Raw genomic sequence first — 16,997 nt, 5'->3', positions numbered from 1 at the left:
GACACGCCAATCACCACCCTCCGTGCCCGGTGATCCGATATTTTGGCCCTCATGCGCCGACTTGCCGTCCCGTTCCTGCTGGCAGCGGTCCTGGCCGGGTGTTCAACGCCCACACCGGGCAAGCCCTCCGCGAGTGATCAGACGGGCTCCGCTCCGGCGACCGGAACTTCGGCCGGTACCGCCCCGGTGAACAGGCCCAAGTCCGTCGATCTGTTGACGCTCGACCCGTGTTCGCTGATCACGCCGGAAAAGAAGGCGGCATTGGGTTTGCGAAAGGTGGAACCGGGTACTCCACTGCCCGTTTACGGGGAGGGGAGCAAGCGGTGCAACGGTGTCTACGCGGAAATCAAGTACCTCGCGGACATCCACACGCTGGTCAACGGTGGCGTGGACAGGTTGAAGCGGACGACGGGTGAGTCGAAGCTCACCTCTCTGCAGGTCGCCGGGTACCCCGCGTACCTGACGCAGCGGGAGGCACCGGGTGGTGCCCCGGTCTGCGAGGTCTACATCGACGCCCACGAAGGCCAGTTGTTGCTGGTGGACGCCGGTGGGATGTTCAGCGAGAAGAGCGCCACCCCGGAAGGTGCGTGCACCCAGGCGAAAGCGCTCGCCGAGGCCGTCGCCACCGAGTTGGCGACCAAGTGAAGGTTGAGTAGAACTACGCGGCTCATACCGGGAACCGGTCACTCGCGTAATGCATCAGAGCTACAGTCGTCCCAAATGCACACACGGTCCATTCCCTGAGGGCCGTACTGAGGAGGGTGTGCCGTGTTTCTCGCGGATGGTGGAGGTGGAGGCGCTTCGTCGCCGCCCGAGTTCGGTCAGCGCAAGCTGAAGGTGGACCCATCAGCCATTCCCCAGGCCAGGAAGGCTTTCGAACACGCGCTGGCGGAGTTCGAGGAGAAGATCGGTCGGTCCCTTCTGGACTTGCCCACGCAGCCGTGGGCGGGAGACCCGGTCAGCAGCGAGACCTCGAAGGCGTTCAACGACCAGACCTCCGACAAGGCCATCGCCGCGCTCGACTCCTACAAGAAGCAGCTGATCGGCGTGATCGACCAGCTCAAGATGATCGAAGAGCAGTACCGCATGACCGAGGGCGACAACGCCGCCATGTGGGGCAAGCACCTTCGAGACCAGGACTGAGAGGGGGACTGACCGATGACTGAACACCGCTACCAGGGCTATGCCCACCCCGAGCTGTACAAGATGATCAACTCCGGTCCCGGCGTCTCCGCCTCCATCCCGGTCGAACAGGGCTGGAAGCAGATCGCCGCGACGCTCGCCCAGATCGACGCCGACCTGCACGCAGGTCTGGCCAAGATGGGCGCGGACTGGGAGTCCGACGCCGCCGACGCCGCCCAGGGCGCGCTGTCGCCGCTGGCCCAGTGGGCCGGTCTCGCCGAGTCCGGCGCGACGACCATGGAGAGCTCCGCGCGTCTGCAGGGCGAGTACATCGCCGAGGCTCGCAAGAAGATGCCCGAGGTCGTCCCGGTCACGACCGAGAAGCCCGGCTTCCTCGACTACGCCGGTGGCGCGCTGACGGGTCCGCTCGGCATGGCCCACGTCATCGGCCAGCAGCAGGACCACGAGCGGCAGGAAGCCGCGGCGGACAACGCCGCCGCCCAGGCCGTCAAGGTCATGGAGGACTACCAGTCGGACAGCCGCTGGAACTCCTCGACGCTCGGTGACTTCCCGACGCCGCCGCAGGTCGTGATCGACACGCCGCCCCCCGGCGACACGGGCACCGGCAGCACGCGTGCCGGCTTCACGTCGACCGGCTCCGGCATGCCGACCGGCCACAACACGACGACCCCGTCGTGGAGCGGCACGCCGACGCCGACCCCGCAGCACCAGGTCTCGACCGGCTGGACACCGCCGCCCACCGACACCACGCACACGTCGTGGACGCAGCCTCCGACGACCACGCCGCCGCCTCCCACGTACACCCCGCCTCCCACGAGCCTGCCGCAGCCGACTCCCACTCCGACGCCGGTCCCCGGTGGTCCGGTGTTCACCCGGCCCGGTCAGGGCGGTCCCGGTGGTGGCCCCAACGGTCCCAACGGCCCCAAGGGCACGGGCGGTTCCACCGGCGTTCGCGGTGGTCAGCTCGGTTCCGGAGCCGGCAAGGCGTTCGGGCCGATGTCCGGCTCGCTCGGTGCGTCCGGCCAGGGCGCGATGAAGCCCGGCGGGATGCCCGGTGGCATGTCCGGTCTGGGTTCCGGTCCTGATGCGCTGCGCGGCGGTGCCGCGGGCGCTGGTGCCGGCGCGGGCAAGGCCGGTGCGGCCGGTGTCGGTGCCGGTGGCGGCGCGCACGGCCAGAAGGGCGAGGGCGAGGACGACATCGAGCACAAGGCGGCCGACTACCTGGTCGAGACCGACGACGTGTTCGGCGACGAGCGCATGGTCGCGCCACCGGTCATCGGTGGCCTGTCAGAGTGAGCCTGTTCGGCGCTCCGGCGGAGAGGGAACCGATCACCCTCTCCGCCGAGGAGTTCGACGTGCTGTGGGAACGCATGAACGTCGGCCCCATGCCGCTCATTCTGAAAGTTCCCACGCCAGGTAAGACGCGGGACGAGCGCATCCAGCTCGAGAACCGCGTCTACCAGCAGTTGGACCACCGGCGCCTGGGCAACTCGCGCGGGCTCTCGTCCGAACTGGACGGGCTCCTGCGCATGTTCGTGAAGCCCGAGCGGGAGGCGGACGGTCGCCTCTGGCTCGGCCACAGCCTGCGCGTCCTCGCCGTGGCGAACGGCGACTGGGGCGCGATGGCGACGTTGCGGGACGACCAGCTGACGTTCCAGCCGTGGGCGGGCTCCGGGCTCGCCTCGGCGGTGCTGTCGGTACTGCCCGCACACCCCGCCGGGACGGGTCTCTCGGTGACGCTGCCGAGCGCGGACATCGAGAAGGCGATCGCGCAGACCGACGGCTCGCCGAAGTCGATGGAGGCCGCGTTCCGCGGTGTCGGGCTGCGCGAGGACGACGCGAAGGCGCTGGTGAAGATGTTCACCGGGCTCGTGCACACCGGGAACTTCGGCGCGGCCGCCCGTGACAAGTACGGCAAGCGCTGCCGGCCCGAGCGCGTGGTGGCGTTCTTCGACACCGAAGAGGGCCGCTACCTGCAGCAACGCCGTGCGTCGAACGGCCAGCCGCCGTGGAGCACGTTCACGCCGACCGACGCGCGCCGGATGATGCACCAGGTCGAAGAGCTGATCTCCGAGGCGGTCCGTTCCGCGGGCGTCTGATCTCTGGTTTGATCTGACCACCGCCGCCGTGGCCAAGACCCCTTGGAGACGGCGAAATGAGCATCGACAGAAGGCTGTTCCTGCTGGCTACAGGGGCTGCACTGGTCGGGACGTCAGCGATGACGGGGACTGCCACCGCGCAGTCCTCCGCCTCGCTGTGGCAAGAGTTCGTTGCCAACCCGTACAACCACCCGCAGATCCCCAACGTCGCCTACGCCGGCTACCGCACGGGCGAGAAGCCCGCCCGTCGCCCAGTGCTCGCGAACGTCCTCTTCTTCGGCGCCAAGCGTGATGGCTCGGCCGACGCCTCCGCCGCCATCAACAAGGCCGTCGAGTTCGTCGGCAGGCTGGGTGGCGGCACCGTGCACGTGCCGCCGGGCCGCTACCGGATCGACGACATCATCCGCATCGGCTACGACAACGTCGTGCTGCGCGGTGCGGGCAGCGCGAAGACGACCTTCTACGCGACGAGGTCGCTGGAGGAGATCGTCGGCATCAACCGCAGCCGTTACGGCTCGGAGAACTCGGCGTGGAGCTGGTCCGGCGGCCTGGTGTGGGTCTGCCACCGCGACCGCTACCAGCCGCTGGTGGACGCGATCAAGGCTCGCAGGTGGCCGTTCGAGGGCTGGACGGGCAACGAGCTGGAGCAGGGCTCGACGCTGACGGGCGTGACCGGTTCCGCCGCAAGGGGTTCGTTCGTCGTGACCGTCGAGAACGGACGTTCGCTGCGGGCGGGCCAGCGCGTGCTGCTGCGGCTCGACGACTCGAACTACTCGCTGCCCAAGCACATGTGCGGGGACGTTCCCGGTACCGCCGCGTACAGGTGGGACGACAAGGACAAGCTCCTGTCGTACTTCCCGTTCCTGTGGCCGGTGCGGGTGGAGTGGGTGCGCGGCAACAGGGTCAAGCTCGCGCAGCCGTTGCCGCTGGAGATCCGTCCGGAGTGGAAGGCCCGCCTGACCACGATGGCGCCGGTCGTCACGGGCGCGGGTGTCGAGGGCATCAAGATCGAGATGTTCAAGGTGCCGACGCCGAAGCACCTGCAGGACAAGGGGTACAACGGTGTCGCGTTCCAGTGCGCGTGGGACTGCTGGGCCGACGACGTGCACGTCCAGGACGTCGACAACGGATTCCTCCTGGTGTCCTCCAAGGGGATCTCGCTGCTGAACACGCGCGTGTCCGGCCGCGGCCACCACCACGCGTACGCGGTGCGCGAGCAGTCCCACGACAACCTGACCGACGGCTTCGTGATCGAAGCCCCGTCCGAGCCCTCGCAGGCGGGCGCCGGCAACCACGGCCTGAACGTCGAAGGCCTGTCCTGCGGCAACGTCTGGACCCGCGGACGCATGGACCACGACGTCTTCGACACCCACCGCGGCCTGCCGTTCGCGAACGTCCGCACCGAGATCACCATCAACAACGTCGGCGCGCACGGTGGCAGCGCGAACGCGGGCCCGTTGTACGGTGCCCGTTTCGCGCACTGGAACGTCACCGTGACCAACCAGCGCGCCGGCAACGTCCGCATCGACCAGGTCGCGCCCTGCAGCGCCACGGTGGCGATCTCCGAGGTCCGCGACTTCGGCCAGATCGACAAGCCTGACTTCACCGGCGAGCTGAACTCCCGCCTGGAGCTCTACGGCACGACCGACGTGACCCCGCGCAACCTCTACGACGCACAACGGAAGTTGCGCCGCTCATGAGTTAGCCATCGCCACCGGCAGGGACCACGCCACGTCGTTGAGGTCGGTGGGGAGCAGGAGCCTCTCCACCGACCTCCCGATGCGCCGCGTCCAGCCCTGGTCGGTGAGCTCCAGCCGGTACGACGAGTGCTCGCTCGGTGTCGTGCCGGACAGCAACAGGTGCTGGCCGTAGGTGCGTCCTGCTGTGGCCAACGTCCGCAGGACCTCGCGGAACTCCGGGCGTTCCTCCAAGAGCCCGTGCACACCGTCGATGCAGATCAGCAGCTCGGGCAAGGTGCGTCCCGCAGCGCGGTGGTCCCAGATGTTCCGGTGACGACTGTCCGCCAGCGTTCTCGTGCGCTGTTCGTGGTCTTCCAGCAGGTCCACGATGCCGTGCCGCACGTGCGGTGCGCCGTCCAGGCCCGCGAACACACCGTTGCCGTGGAAGTCGATGAGGACGACCTGGAGTTCGTCCGGTGAGTGCCGCAGCATCTGCCCGAGGACCAGCGCACGGATGCCCTCCGCCCGTCGTCCCTCCGGCGCGACCACGTCGCCGTGCGGCCCCATCCCGTCCTGCAGATGCTTGGACTTCAGGTCGATCTCGACCGGTTGTCCGTACTCGTCCACCCCGACCGCGACCCGGTACTGCAGCTTGACCGGTCGCGGCCGCCACACGTGCTTGTTCGGCATCTCGTGCAGGGTGAAGAAGTCCGGCACCGGCTCGTCCCGGAGCATCAAGCGCGGCAACGACTTCGACACCTCGTCGAGGTTCGCGGGCACGGCGCAGTCGTCGATCCGCAGGTCCGCCACCTCGTGGGGACCGTCGAGCAACAGCTGCACGCCGGACTTCCCGACGTCCTGCGCGATGGTCAGCAGCGCCGCACCGAGCTCGGTCGCTTCGAGGTCGGCGAAACCGCTGACGCAGACGAGGAGCTGCGGCAGCACCTGGTCGAAGCCGCGGTGATCGAAGATCGTCCAGGTGTTGCCGACGACTTCGAGCCGGCGTTCCGACTCGGCCAGGAGTTCTTCCGCGATCCTCTGCGGGGCTTGGGATGCGTGACGATGATGTGCCAGCACGTGCGGAGCCTGATCAAGCCCGGCGAACACGCCCGTGTCGTGCGCGTCGATGAAGACCGCCTGGAACAGCTTGGGCGAGTGCGTGGTCATCAACCCCAGCACCAGACTCCGGAACGCTCCCGGCGCGGTGACGCTCAGATGCGATCCCGTGCGCCACTTCCCGTCGGCGAAGTGCGTGAGCTCCGCGACCACCGGCGTGCCGCTCGCGCTGACACCGACCGGGACCTTCCACCACCGCCCCTTCCACGCGAGCGCCTTGGTGAACCGCCCCAACCCGTGCAATGAAAGGAAGTCCAGCACCTCGACCCGCAACGGCAGCCGCTCCGGCAGCTCGTCCACGGCTCGTGCGGTGATGACCACCCGCACGTTCCAGGCCGCCGCCGCGATCCACCGGACGGAGTCGGCCAGCCCCGGATCGGTGTCGCTGCAGAACTTCCAGTCGTCGATCAGCAGCGTCGCGCCGGGCTCGGCACCTCGCTCGAACCACGCCAGCAGGTTCTGCCGCCGCCGCTCGTCGGAAGGCTCGAAGCTCACCGCGACCCCGGCCGCCTCGCCCCGCCCGATGCGGTAGATCCCTGGTATCGCGGCGATCCGGCGCGTGACCAGATCGGGCGGCCCGATGAGGGCGAGATGGTTCACGGGAGAGCGATCTGCGCGGGGAGGCGGTGGGGCACGGAGAGGCCGAAGCCGGGCCGGTCCGGCACGCGGGCGGCCTGGCCGGGGTCGACGAGCGAGGTGGCCGGGTCGTCCAGGCGGAACTCGACGGCGAAGGCCAGGCTGTTCCTGATGAACGGCGGCACCTGGTCCCACGTGCGGGCGGTCACGACGATGTGGCGTTGCGGATCGAGCGGCTCGCCGGGGCCGTCGAGGAGCTGGTAGCGGCCAGGATCACCGAGCACGCCGGCGAGGGTGCGCAGCGTCGTGCTCTTGCCGGTGCCCGGTTTGCCGACGATGGCGCCGTGGCGGAGTTCCTCGGTGAACGTCGGAACCAGCACGTCACGTCGTTGCTCGGACGGCTTGTCCACCAGGCCGATGGCGCCGGGCGGCAGCATCTTCAGCGTCAGGTCCGCCTGGCTCTGGCGCTGTGGCGGCACCATCTTCAGCGTGACGTCAGCGTGGCTCTGGCGCTGTGGCGGCAATGCGAGGACATGGGCGGGCGGAGCGGAGCCGATCAGCATGGCCGGCAGCAGTTCCGCCCAGTCCTCCAGGTCGTGCGGAGGCACCGCGGAGGGCCATTCGGGGATCTGGAAGGGCAACGAGGACGGGAACGCGTCACCGGAGTAGAGCAGGTGGATGCCCAGACCGCGGCCTGCTCGGGTGAGGGACTCCAGGACGTGCTGGAAGCCGGGGTGCCGCTCGATCAGCACCTCGGCGCTGTCCACGCAGATCAGCAGCACCGGCAACGGTTCGTGGCCGAGGAGCCGTTGCCGCCGGTCGAGCTCGCCGGCGAGCCCGTCCTGGAACCGTTCGAACAACTCGTCACCGGCTTCGCCGCTGAGCGCGAACGACACGTGGGGCGCCGTGTCCAGACCGTCGAAGACGCCGATGTTCTTCATGTCGATCAAGCCGAGGTTCAGGTCGTTCGACGAGTGGGTGACCATGAGGCCCAGCAACGCGGCGAGGAGCCGCTGTTCACGAACAGCGGCAGGGCCGAGGTAGGTGCCGTGCGGCCCGTCGGCGCCGATGTCCAGGTACACGGGCCATCCGCCGGCGTCCCCGCCGACGGCGGCCCTGAGGTCGTGGCGCTGGTGCTTGTCGCTCAGGTCGGCCTCGATCTCGTGCAGGCCGAGGAAGTCCGTGGCTTCACCGTGCAGGTGCCGCCGCAACCGGTCCGGCACGTCCGCCCAGTTCCGCGCCGTGACGACGACCTGCACACCCCTGGAGGGTCCGAAGGCGGCGATCCACTCGACGGTGCCGACCAGGTCCGGGTCGTACCCGGCGCACAGCGCCCAGTCGTCCACCAGCAGCACCGCACCCGACGGCGCGCCGCGCTCGAACCAGTCCAGCACGCTGCGGCAGCCCGGCTGGTCGGAGGGGTCGAAGGTGGCCGAGACGGGCAACGGGTCCGCGCCCCGCCCGATCCGGTAGGTCGAGATGTTCGGTGCCGCCGCCAGAGCCGCCGTCAACCGCTCCCTGGTCGCCTGCCCGGGACCGACGACGGCGAAGTTCCTGATCACAGCCCAGAGGTATACCAACAGCCCGGGGAGCGCCGCTGCCCCTTCGCTAATGTGGGCGACGTGCCAGCCAAAGCCGTCGACCCAGCCGAGATGCGAGCCGCTGTGCAGGCCGTGCTCCCGTGGTTGCGAGGCGAGGCTGACCAGCCAGAACGTTCCGCGCTCGCCGCCGCCGTCCGGCTGAGCCTGCGCACCCTCGAACAGATCGCGCCCGGCCGCAGCGTCGAGGTGCGCGTTCCCCCGTTCGCCGCCGTGCAGTGCGTCGAAGGGCCGCGGCACACCCGCGGCACGCCCCCGAACGTCGTGGAGACCGACGCCCGCACGTGGCTCGAACTGGCCACCGGCGCGCTCGCCTGGACCGACGCGCTGGACGGTGCCCGGGTCACCGCCTCCGGAACCCGGGCCGACCTCTCACCTTTGCTGCCAGTCGTGAAGTTCTAGAACCAAGACCCGATCGTCTTCACAGCGCCGCCAACACCCTCGACGACGTCGCGCCCGAGCTCCACCGCGTTGCCCACGGTGTCGACCACGACGTCGCCGGCGTCGCTGGCGACCTCGCCCACGGTGTCCACCGCGTGCCCGGCCGCGTCACCCCAGCGGCCGTTCGAGATGTCGTCCACGACCTGACCACCACCGCGCCAGACGTCCTCGCCCATGTCGACGACCTCCTTGCCGGTGTTGACCCCCCAGTCGATGACCGGCCCGACCCCGGGAAGGTCCGAACCGGGCACCTCGACGGGCACCGGCGAGTCCTGCCAGCGCTGCTCGGTGACCTCGCCGCCCTGACCGGTAGCGATCTTGGCCAGGTTGTTCAGCGACTCGGAGTCCTTGTCGTAGTAGGCGGAGTGCGCGTGACCGATCCAGTCCTCGCCGGACGTGCCGAACTGCGTCGCGCCGAACGACTTGTCGTACGGACCGGTCGATGACCCGTCCTTGGTGAACCAGTCGCCACTGGTCCCCTGGATCACGGGGTCGTGTTCGGTGCCGCCGACGTACACGTGCCCGGCACCCGGCCCCAACTGGTTCACGTTGGACGCACCGACGCCCGGCGAGCCGACGAACGCGATGTCGTCCGCCTTCAGGCCGTTGTCCATGGCGGAGTAGCCGACGACCGTGCTGCCGTAGCTGTGGCCGATCACCGTGACGTGCGCGTTGGGGTTGGCGACGCGGTAACCCTCGACGTCCGCGGCCAGGATCCGGCCGCCCTCGATGGCCTGGGCCGGGTCGTTGACCTGGCCGAGCGCGGCCGCCGGGGCGTCGTAGCCGAGCCACTGGATCGCGGCCCCGTCCGGCCCCATGGCCTGACTGAGGTTCGCGGCTTGTGCCTGGCTGAAGCTGCTGAGCTCGGAGGTCGTGCCCGGCACGCATACGGCGAGGTTCTTGGCAGTGTCCGGGTTGCCGTACGAGATCGCCAGTGCGCCCTGCTTGGCGCCCGGACCGTCCGGGCTCCAGTAGAGGACGTACGGCCGCTTGCCATTTTCGTTGCCGAGATCCCTGGCATCTCGCAATGCTTTGTCCGCGTCGTTGGCGTTCTTCTCCCTGCGGGCGGCTTCGTCGAACTCGGACATCAGCTGCGATCCCTGCGGATCGTTGCGCAGCGCCCGTTGTCCTTCTGAAGACGTCGGGTCGACGCCCAGCTCACGTGCCCGTTCGGCGAGCTGTCGCTCGAGATCTTCCCGCTGTGCCTTGAACCGGCCCTTGTCGTCGGAGATGCGCTGGCGGTTGGCTTTGTCCAGCACCTCTGCCGGCAGGCCGCGCAACTGGCCGAGTTCCTGGTACTTGCTCGCCAGCAATGCGTCCTTCTCGGACTGGCTGAGCTTGTTCCACCAGTCGGCGACGGCCTTCGGGTCGGTACCCGGCGGCGGCACCGGCGGCAGGGCGCCGCCCGCACCACCACGCTGGGCGGCTCGACCCCAGCCGCCGTCGGTACGCGCGGACTCCTCGAAGCCCGGCGGAATCTTGGTGAGCGCGCTTGCGTACGAGCGCAGGACGTCGTTATATCCCGACTTCACCTTGTTCAGGTGCTCGTTCACCTGGTTGGCGAGCGTGCGGGTCTGCTCCTCGTCCATACCGGGAGGACGGCCACGCCACACGCCGATCGCCTGGTCAGCGGCACCGCGCATCTGGCCGTAGGCACGCGAGGCGGCCTGCACGATGTCGACACCCGCGCCGAGCCGTTCGGCAGCGGTCTTGGCGGCGGTCGCGGACAACTGGGCGCGAGCGGTGAACTTGGAGGCCGCGTCACCGGTCCAGTTGCTGACAGCGGTCTTGCCGCCGCTGGCGACGGACTCGCCCGCACGGCCGACCGCGCTGATCGCACCGGTGATCGGGTCGGCGGCGGCAGCGATGCGGCCGACGTCACCGGACGCGAGCCTGCCGTACAGGCTCTCGGGATCCGTGTAGCTCACTGTCCGCCCCCAAGTCCCTGCAAGAGCTTCTTCAACGCGGACGCGTGGTCGTCGTCCGTGCGCTGGTAGGCCTCGGCGTTCGACACGAGACCTTCGGCCGCGTCGGTGAACCACGAGGAACCGCGCTGGAGGTCCTGGGAGTGCGTGCCGACGAACTTCGACAAGGCGTCCGCGAACTCCGCGGCGGCGTCGACCTCGCCGAGCGCACCCGCGTCGAGCCTGAGCATCGAGATCATCTCCGCTGCCTCGCGCACCGCGTCGGAGCCGTTGCCGAACTCCTTGGACGCGGTGCGCAGCAGCTCTGGCTCAACGCCGAACATCGCCACCCCCTGTTGGTCCTCGATCACTGCGACGCAGATACATCATGGCCGGTTCCACACTCGCCGATGGACTGTTTCGGGCACGATGTCGTTCATGGTGCAGACAGGGTGGACGGCTCAGCGGTGGACCGCTGTGTTCATCGAGCAGGCGGAGATGTTCCGCAAGGCAGTGGCGGACGCGGACCCGGCGGCCGAGGTGCCGACACGTCCGGGGTGGACCGTGCAGGACCTGGTCATCCACGTCGGCCGGTTCCTGGAGACCTCCACCGAGTACCTGCGCACCGGCAGCCGCAACCCGATCAAACCGACGCCTCCGCAGAGCGGGCTGTCCCCGCTCGAGTACCTCGACCTCCAGCTCGTCGGCGCGAGCGAGATCCTGACCGCTGTGCCGGGTAACCGGCCGGTGTGGACCTTCTCGCCGTCCGCACCCGACCTCGCGTGGGTGTGGCACCGGCGGATCGCGCACGAGACGGTTCTGCGCCGGTTCGACGCTCAGACGGTCGTCCGGCAGGTCGCCGCCACGGATGCGGACCTCTGCGTCGACGGCATCGACGAGGTGCTGACCACGATTGTCGCCGCGAAGCTGGACGGGGACTCGCCGAGCACCGTCTCGGGTACCGCCGTGGTGCGGTCGACCGACGTGCCGGAATCGTGGTTGATCTCCCTCACCGCTGGTGAGGTGCCGGAGGTCCGTGCCGCCGCCCCCGGTGAAGAAGGGGACGCGCAGGTGACCGGTGAGGCCGAGCTCGTCTACTTCTGGCTCTGGAACAGGATGAACCTCAAGGAGATGACCGGCGACCGGCAGGTGCTGGACGTCCTTCAGGTCGGGCGGGGGCACTGATGCGCAAGCTTGCTGCGGTCCTGCTCGGCTGCCTCCTGCTGACCGGGTGTGCGGCGTCCTGGCAACAGGAGCTGCCATACAAGATCATCGCGGTGGACAACAGCACTCCGACCGAGTTCTTTGATCTGGAGTTGGTGGGCGACGCGCCCAACGGGTCGCTGGAACCCGAGAAGTTGAAGCGCAAGTCCATGCAGACGTCCGAGGTCGAAGGGGCCCGAGTCGGCGACGTTCTGCTTTGCGTCGCTGAGCAGAAGAAGGGGAACGCGTTCGGGGACTCGAACGTCGTGACGAGCCTGCAGAGCTGCAAGAAGGCCTGATGCGCAAGGTTGTCGTGGTAGTGCTCGGTTGTCTGCTGCTTGCCGGTTGTGCGGCGAACTGGCAGGGCGAAGAGGTTCGATACAAGATCGTCTCGCAGGAGAGCCAGTCCTCATCCGAGTTCTTCAAGCTGGAACTGGTCGGTGATGCACCCAAGGGCGCGCTGAAGCCCGAGGACCTGAAGAGCAGGTCTCTGCTGACGTTCCGGGCCGAAGGCGCGCAGGTCGGCGATGAGCTGCTGTGCGTGGTCGAGCAGAAGAAGGGGAACGCGTTCGGGAACTCGAACGTCGTGACGAACCTGCAGAGCTGCAAGAAGGCCTGATGCGCAAGATCGTTGCCTTCACCGGCAAGATCCTCGGCTCCGAGGAGATCGACGGCGATGTGAAGGCCGGTGACGAGGTCGTCTGCATCGCGAAGCAACGCACGATCGGAGCGTTGCAGACCAACACCATCCAGACCGAACTGTTCCAGTGCAGGAAAGCTTGATGCGCAAGATCATCGTGGCGCTCGCGGCCTGCCTGGTGCTGTCCGGCTGCGGCCTCGGCCGCTGGGAAGGCGAGATCCGCTTCCGGGTCTCCAGCATCAACACCTGCTACGACGGCTACAGCGATGTCATCTGCGCCACCCGCATCTACCTCGACCTCGTGGGAGACCTGCCGGGCGGCGCCCCCGAGCCGAGCGCCTTCAAGGGCGCCTTCGTCGAGCCGGACGACTTCGTGGACGAGTCGAAGGTGCGCGACGAGGTGGCGGTGGGCGACGAGATCATCTGCGTGGGCGAGGAACAGTCCGAGGCCTTCGACTACCTCAACGGGAACCCGCTGCAGCTCTCGAAGTGCCGGATGGCATGAGTTTCATCACCTCACCAGGGGTCTGGAGGGGGTGGTTGGCCCCCTGCTCCACTTACACTCGGGTTGAAGCCAGCCCCATCGTGAGGGAGCCAATTCGGTGGTCGACGACCATTCCCAGTCCGAACAGGAACCCCGTGAGGAGTGTGGCGTCTTCGGCGTCTGGGCTCCGGGTGAAGACGTCTCCAAGATGACCTACTACGGGCTCTACGCCCTGCAGCACCGCGGCCAGGAGGCCGCGGGCATCTCGGTCGGAGACGGGGCGCAGGTCGTCGTCTTCAAGGACCTCGGACTCGTCAGCCAGGTGTTCGACGAGCAGGTCCTGCAGAGCCTCAAGGGCCACGTGGCCGTCGGGCACTGCCGCTACTCCACCACCGGGTCCACGACCTGGGAGAACGCGCAGCCCACGTTCCGCACCACCGCCGCCGGTTCCGGGCTGAGCCTCGGCCACAACGGCAACCTGGTGAACACCGCCGAGCTGCTGGAGAAGGCCAAGAGCCTCGGCATCGTCGAGCGCAACGGCGCCACCACCGACTCGGACATCCTTTGCGGCCTGCTCGCCCACGCGGCGGCCGACAAGGGCATCGAGCAGGCCGCGCTGGAGCTGCTGCCGACGGTCAAGGGCGCTTACTGCCTCACGTTCTCCGACGAGTCCACCCTTTACGCCGCACGCGACCCGCACGGCGTGCGCCCGCTGGTCCTGGGCCGGTTGGAACGCGGCTGGGTCGTGGCGAGCGAGACCGCGGCGCTCGACATCGTCGGTGCGAGCTTCGTGCGCGAGGTCGAGCCCGGTGAGCTGATCGCGATCGACGGTGACGGGCTGCGGTCCACCCGCTTCGCGACCCCCGAGCCCAAGGGCTGCATCTTCGAGTACGTCTACCTGGCGCGGCCGGACACGACGATCTCCGGGCGCGGCGTCCACGCGACGCGCGTCGAGATCGGCCGCCGCCTCGCCAAGGAGCACCCGGTCGAGGCCGACCTGGTGATCCCGGTGCCGGAGTCCGGCACGCCGGCCGCGATCGGCTACGCGCAGGCCAGCGGCATCCCGTACGGGTCGGGCCTGGTCAAGAACGCCTACGTCGGCCGGACGTTCATCCAGCCGTCGCAGACCATCCGCCAGCTCGGCATCCGGCTGAAGCTGAACCCGCTGCGCGACGTCATCCGCGGCAAGCGCCTGGTCGTCGTCGACGACTCGATCGTGCGCGGCAACACCCAGCGCGCGCTCGTCCGCATGCTGCGCGAGGCCGGTGCGCTCGAGGTGCACGTGCGGATCGCGTCGCCGCCCGTGAAGTGGCCGTGCTTCTACGGCATCGACTTCGCCTCGCGGGCGGAGCTCATCGCGAACGGCCTGGACGACGACGGCATCCGGCGTTCGGTCGGCGCCGACTCGCTCGGGTACGTGTCGCTGGAGCAGCTCGTGGCGGCCACGGAGCAGCCCAAGTCGCGGCTGTGCTCGGCGTGCTTCGACGGCGAGTACCCGATCGAGCTGCCGCAGGACGCGCTCATCGGCAAGCACCTGCTCGAGGGCCTCAAGGGCGTGTCGGGCTCGGCGGCTCCCGTTCTGGCGAGCGGCTATGGTGCCGAAGACGCACTCCGTCGTCCCTGAGCACCCGATATCCAAGTGGAAGAAGTTGACGTGACCGACAGCGCCAAGGCCACCTACGCCGCCGCCGGAGTCAGTATCGCCGCAGGTGACGAGGCGGTGGAGAAGCTCAAGCCGTGGGCGGCCAAGGCGCACCGGCCCGAGGTGCTCGGTGGCATCGGTGGCTTCGCGGGTCTGTTCCAGCTCAAGCTCGACCGCTGGAAGGAGCCGATCCTCGCCTCCTCCACGGACGGCGTCGGCACCAAGATCGCGATCGCGCAGGCGCTCGACAAGCACGACACCGTCGGCATCGACCTGGTCGCCATGATCGTGGACGACCTGGTCGTGTGCGGCGCCGAACCGCTGTTCGTGCAGGACTACATCGCCGTCGGCAAGGTCGTCCCGGACAGGATCGCCTCGCTGGTCAAGGGCATCGCCGAGGGCTGTGTCCAGGCCGGCTGCGCGCTGCTCGGCGGCGAGACCGCGGAGCACCCCGGCCTGATGGGCGACGACGACTACGACATCTCCGGCACCGGCGTCGGCGTGGTCGAGCAGTCCAAGCTGCTCGGCCCCGACCGCGTCCGCGACGGTGACGTCGTGATCGCGATGGGCTCGTCCGGCCTGCACTCCAACGGCTACTCGCTCGCCCGGCACGTGCTGCTGGAGATCGCGCGGATGCCGCTGGAGGGCCACGTCGAGGAGTTCGGCCGCACCCTCGGCGAGGAGATGCTGGAGCCGACCAAGATCTACGCCAAGGACTGCCTGGCGCTGATCGCCGAGACCGAGGTCCGCGGGTTCTCCCACGTCACCGGTGGTGGCCTGGCCGCGAACCTGGCCCGCGTGCTGCCGGAGGGCCTGCACGCGACGCTCGACCGCGGCACCTGGACGCCCGCGCCGGTGTTCCAGCTCATCGCCCAGCGCGGCCGCGTGGAGCGCGAGGAGATGGAGAAGGCGTTCAACATGGGCGTCGGCATGGTCGCCGTCGTCGCGCCCGAGGACGTCGACCGCGCGCTGGCCGTGCTCACCGCCCGCCACGTGCCGGCGTGGGTGCTCGGCGAGATCACCAAGTCCGAGCAGGGCGGCGCCGCACTCGTCGGCGACCACCCGCGATTCTGACGGTCAGCCCAGGGACGGTGCCGGCGATCTCGCCGGCACCGTCACTGCTCGCTGCGGAGCGAGACCGCTCTCACCGATTGTCGAACTGCTCGTACTCCCAGTCCGTGGGCTCGACCATCGGAGGCTGCTTCACCGCGCCGAGCAGTCGATGTTCCTTCAAGGTCCACCGCCCGCCCGCGGTGTCGAACTCGAACTCCACCGGGCCGAACACCGACCCCGTGAAGCTCCCGGTTCGCTGGTACAGCCTCGTTGTCGCGGTGGCCTCAGCGACCACGGTGTTCTCACATGCGGACACCGAGTTCACCTTGACGTCGTTGATCTCGTAACGCACGTAGCCGGCTTTCGCATTGGACCAGGACAGCACGTTGTAGGCGCGTTCGGCGGTCTTCGCCGCGTCAGGCGATACCTGGACAGCGTCGTCGCTCAACACGAGCGACGCTGATCCTTCCGCCGCGTTGATGATCGCGCGTGTCCGGTGTTCGGCCACGTCCCGTACCACCGTGACGATCCGCGCGCTGACCACCGGATCGGTGACAACCGGACAGCCGGGCTCGGCTTCACCGGACGAGCAGCCCGCGGACGCAACGGCCACGGCGCTGAGGGCCAGTGCGAAGAGTTTCATCCGAACCTCATGCCGCCTTCCAGGTTGTTGCTCGTGTCGTAGCTCGCGAGTGCTGAGGCAACCTTCCACCACAGTCGCCGCGTACTAAGCGGCGACCGAGGAGGGGGCACTTGGACCGCGACCGCGAGTTCGGGGAGTTCGTCGATGCCCGTGCGCTCGTCATGCGCCGCACGGCCTACCTGCTGTGCGGCGACTGGCACCGCGCGGAGGACATCGTGCAGACCGCGCTGATCAAGATGTACGTGGCCTGGTCGCGCGTGCGCAAGGACAGCGTCGACGCCTACGCCCGCAAGGTGCTCGTGCGCACCGCCATCGACGAGACCCGGCGCGGGTTCTTCCAGCGCGAACGCATCGTCGACGCCGTGCCGGAGAGCGCCGTCACCGACGCCGCCTCCGACCTCGACCTGCGCAGGGCGCTCGATGCGTTGCCTCCGGGGCAACGCGCCGTCGTCGTGCTGCGGTACTGGGAGGACCTGAGCATCACCGAGACCGCCCGCATCCTCGGCAGGACGGAGGGCACGGTGAAGAGTCAGGCCGCCAAGGGCCTCGCCGCGTTGCGCGACCTGCTGGAGAACGAACCGGCGTCGCGGATCTACACCTCAGAGGTGATCCGCAAGGGCAGGACCAAGCTCGTCCGCCGGCGCACTACCATCGCGGCGGCCATGTCGTTCGTGCTGCTGGCCGGGGCCGGCCTGACCGGATACCTGGCGAGGCCGCACGAGACGTCGGCGCCGGCGATGTCCCAGGCGGACTCCGCGGCCGACCGCAACGCCGTG

At 68.9% G+C, this 16,997-nt stretch carries 18 protein-coding genes and 1 pseudogene; 14 read left to right on the top strand and 5 right to left on the bottom strand.

Annotated elements, in window-relative coordinates:
• Window positions 1-51: 51 nt before the first annotated feature.
• The 5 genes from SK571_RS07040 (at window position 52) to SK571_RS07020 (ending at window position 4,942) form a co-directional block, all read left to right on the top strand.
• Window positions 52-645, top strand: coding sequence for a DUF3558 domain-containing protein (locus tag SK571_RS07040; RefSeq protein WP_319983214.1), 594 nt, complete (start codon window positions 52-54; stop codon window positions 643-645).
• A 123-nt stretch (window positions 646-768) separates the two neighbouring features.
• A complete protein-coding gene (locus SK571_RS07035; RefSeq protein ID WP_319983213.1) occupies window positions 769-1,143 on the top strand; it encodes a hypothetical protein in 375 nt (124 codons plus the stop codon).
• A gap of 15 nt (window positions 1,144-1,158) precedes the next feature.
• On the top strand, window positions 1,159-2,439 hold the full coding sequence (locus SK571_RS07030; RefSeq protein ID WP_319983212.1) for a hypothetical protein: 1,281 nt from the start codon (window positions 1,159-1,161) through the stop codon (window positions 2,437-2,439).
• A complete protein-coding gene (locus SK571_RS07025) occupies window positions 2,436-3,242 on the top strand; it encodes an ESX secretion-associated protein EspG (protein ID WP_319983211.1) in 807 nt (268 codons plus the stop codon). The genes SK571_RS07030 and SK571_RS07025 overlap by 4 nt, the downstream gene beginning before the upstream one ends.
• A gap of 56 nt (window positions 3,243-3,298) precedes the next feature.
• The gene (locus SK571_RS07020; protein ID WP_319983210.1) at window positions 3,299-4,942 is read left to right on the top strand and encodes a glycosyl hydrolase family 28-related protein; all 1,644 of its coding nucleotides are present in this window, start codon (window positions 3,299-3,301) and stop codon (window positions 4,940-4,942) included.
• On the opposite strand, the gene SK571_RS07015 is transcribed toward SK571_RS07020, so the two are convergent.
• Together SK571_RS07015 and SK571_RS07010 are read right to left on the bottom strand one after the other, a co-directional pair.
• Complete coding sequence (locus tag SK571_RS07015; RefSeq protein WP_319983209.1) at window positions 4,937-6,637, bottom strand: FtsK/SpoIIIE domain-containing protein; 1,701 nt, start codon at window positions 6,635-6,637, stop codon at window positions 4,937-4,939. The two genes, SK571_RS07020 and SK571_RS07015, sit on opposite strands and share 6 nt — an antisense overlap.
• Complete coding sequence (locus SK571_RS07010) at window positions 6,634-8,175, bottom strand: type VII secretion protein EccC (protein ID WP_319983208.1); 1,542 nt, start codon at window positions 8,173-8,175, stop codon at window positions 6,634-6,636. Before SK571_RS07010 ends, SK571_RS07015 begins: the two co-directional genes overlap by 4 nt.
• A gap of 90 nt (window positions 8,176-8,265) precedes the next feature.
• On the opposite strand from SK571_RS07010, the gene SK571_RS07005 reads away from it, so the two are divergent.
• Window positions 8,266-8,613, top strand: a complete 348-nt coding sequence (locus SK571_RS07005; RefSeq protein ID WP_406601957.1) for a sterol carrier family protein — start codon at window positions 8,266-8,268, stop codon at window positions 8,611-8,613.
• Here the strand turns inward: SK571_RS07005 and SK571_RS07000 are convergent.
• Together SK571_RS07000 and SK571_RS06995 are read right to left on the bottom strand one after the other, a co-directional pair.
• Window positions 8,610-10,580, bottom strand: a complete 1,971-nt coding sequence (locus SK571_RS07000; RefSeq protein ID WP_319983206.1) for an alpha/beta hydrolase — start codon at window positions 10,578-10,580, stop codon at window positions 8,610-8,612. The two genes, SK571_RS07005 and SK571_RS07000, sit on opposite strands and share 4 nt — an antisense overlap.
• Entirely contained in the window at window positions 10,577-10,900 is a 324-nt protein-coding gene (locus SK571_RS06995; protein WP_319983205.1) for a type VII secretion target, read from the bottom strand. Before SK571_RS06995 ends, SK571_RS07000 begins: the two co-directional genes overlap by 4 nt.
• Before the next feature lie 94 nt (window positions 10,901-10,994).
• Between SK571_RS06995 and SK571_RS06990 the strand changes: the two genes are divergently transcribed.
• The 7 genes from SK571_RS06990 to purM all read left to right on the top strand — a co-directional run bounded on the left by SK571_RS06990 (window position 10,995) and on the right by purM (window position 15,599).
• Window positions 10,995-11,741, top strand: coding sequence for a maleylpyruvate isomerase N-terminal domain-containing protein (locus SK571_RS06990; RefSeq protein WP_319983204.1), 747 nt, complete (start codon window positions 10,995-10,997; stop codon window positions 11,739-11,741).
• Entirely contained in the window at window positions 11,741-12,058 is a 318-nt protein-coding gene (locus SK571_RS06985; protein ID WP_319983203.1) for a hypothetical protein, read from the top strand. The genes SK571_RS06990 and SK571_RS06985 overlap by 1 nt, the downstream gene beginning before the upstream one ends.
• Entirely contained in the window at window positions 12,058-12,378 is a 321-nt protein-coding gene (locus SK571_RS06980) for a hypothetical protein (protein WP_319983202.1), read from the top strand. The genes SK571_RS06985 and SK571_RS06980 overlap by 1 nt, the downstream gene beginning before the upstream one ends.
• A complete protein-coding gene (locus tag SK571_RS06975) occupies window positions 12,378-12,542 on the top strand; it encodes a hypothetical protein (protein ID WP_319983201.1) in 165 nt (54 codons plus the stop codon). The genes SK571_RS06980 and SK571_RS06975 overlap by 1 nt, the downstream gene beginning before the upstream one ends.
• Window positions 12,542-12,904 carry a hypothetical protein gene (locus SK571_RS06970; protein WP_319983200.1) on the top strand — a complete coding sequence of 121 codons (363 nt, stop codon included), beginning with the start codon at window positions 12,542-12,544 and terminating at the stop codon, window positions 12,902-12,904. The genes SK571_RS06975 and SK571_RS06970 overlap by 1 nt, the downstream gene beginning before the upstream one ends.
• 97 nt (window positions 12,905-13,001) lie before the next feature.
• Complete coding sequence (purF, locus tag SK571_RS06965) at window positions 13,002-14,507, top strand: amidophosphoribosyltransferase (protein WP_090066113.1); 1,506 nt, start codon at window positions 13,002-13,004, stop codon at window positions 14,505-14,507.
• Window positions 14,508-14,537: 30 nt separating this feature from the next.
• Window positions 14,538-15,599, top strand: a complete 1,062-nt coding sequence (gene purM / locus SK571_RS06960; RefSeq protein ID WP_319983199.1) for a phosphoribosylformylglycinamidine cyclo-ligase — start codon at window positions 14,538-14,540, stop codon at window positions 15,597-15,599.
• A 70-nt stretch (window positions 15,600-15,669) separates the two neighbouring features.
• Here purM and SK571_RS06955 read toward each other — a convergent pair whose 3' ends face one another.
• The gene (locus SK571_RS06955; RefSeq protein WP_319983198.1) at window positions 15,670-16,221 is read right to left on the bottom strand and encodes a hypothetical protein; all 552 of its coding nucleotides are present in this window, start codon (window positions 16,219-16,221) and stop codon (window positions 15,670-15,672) included.
• Window positions 16,222-16,331: 110 nt separating this feature from the next.
• Here SK571_RS06955 and SK571_RS46340 point away from each other — a divergent pair.
• Window positions 16,332-16,790: pseudogene (locus tag SK571_RS46340) on the top strand (SigE family RNA polymerase sigma factor); the annotation flags it as partial.
• Window positions 16,791-16,997: the final 207 nt, after the last annotated feature.

Source organism: Lentzea kristufekii (genome assembly GCF_033949925.1).
Lineage (GTDB): Bacteria > Actinomycetota > Actinomycetes > Mycobacteriales > Pseudonocardiaceae > Lentzea > Lentzea kristufekii.
The sequence above is the reverse complement of the archived record's forward strand: the minus strand, read 5'-3'. Positions and strand labels throughout refer to the sequence as shown.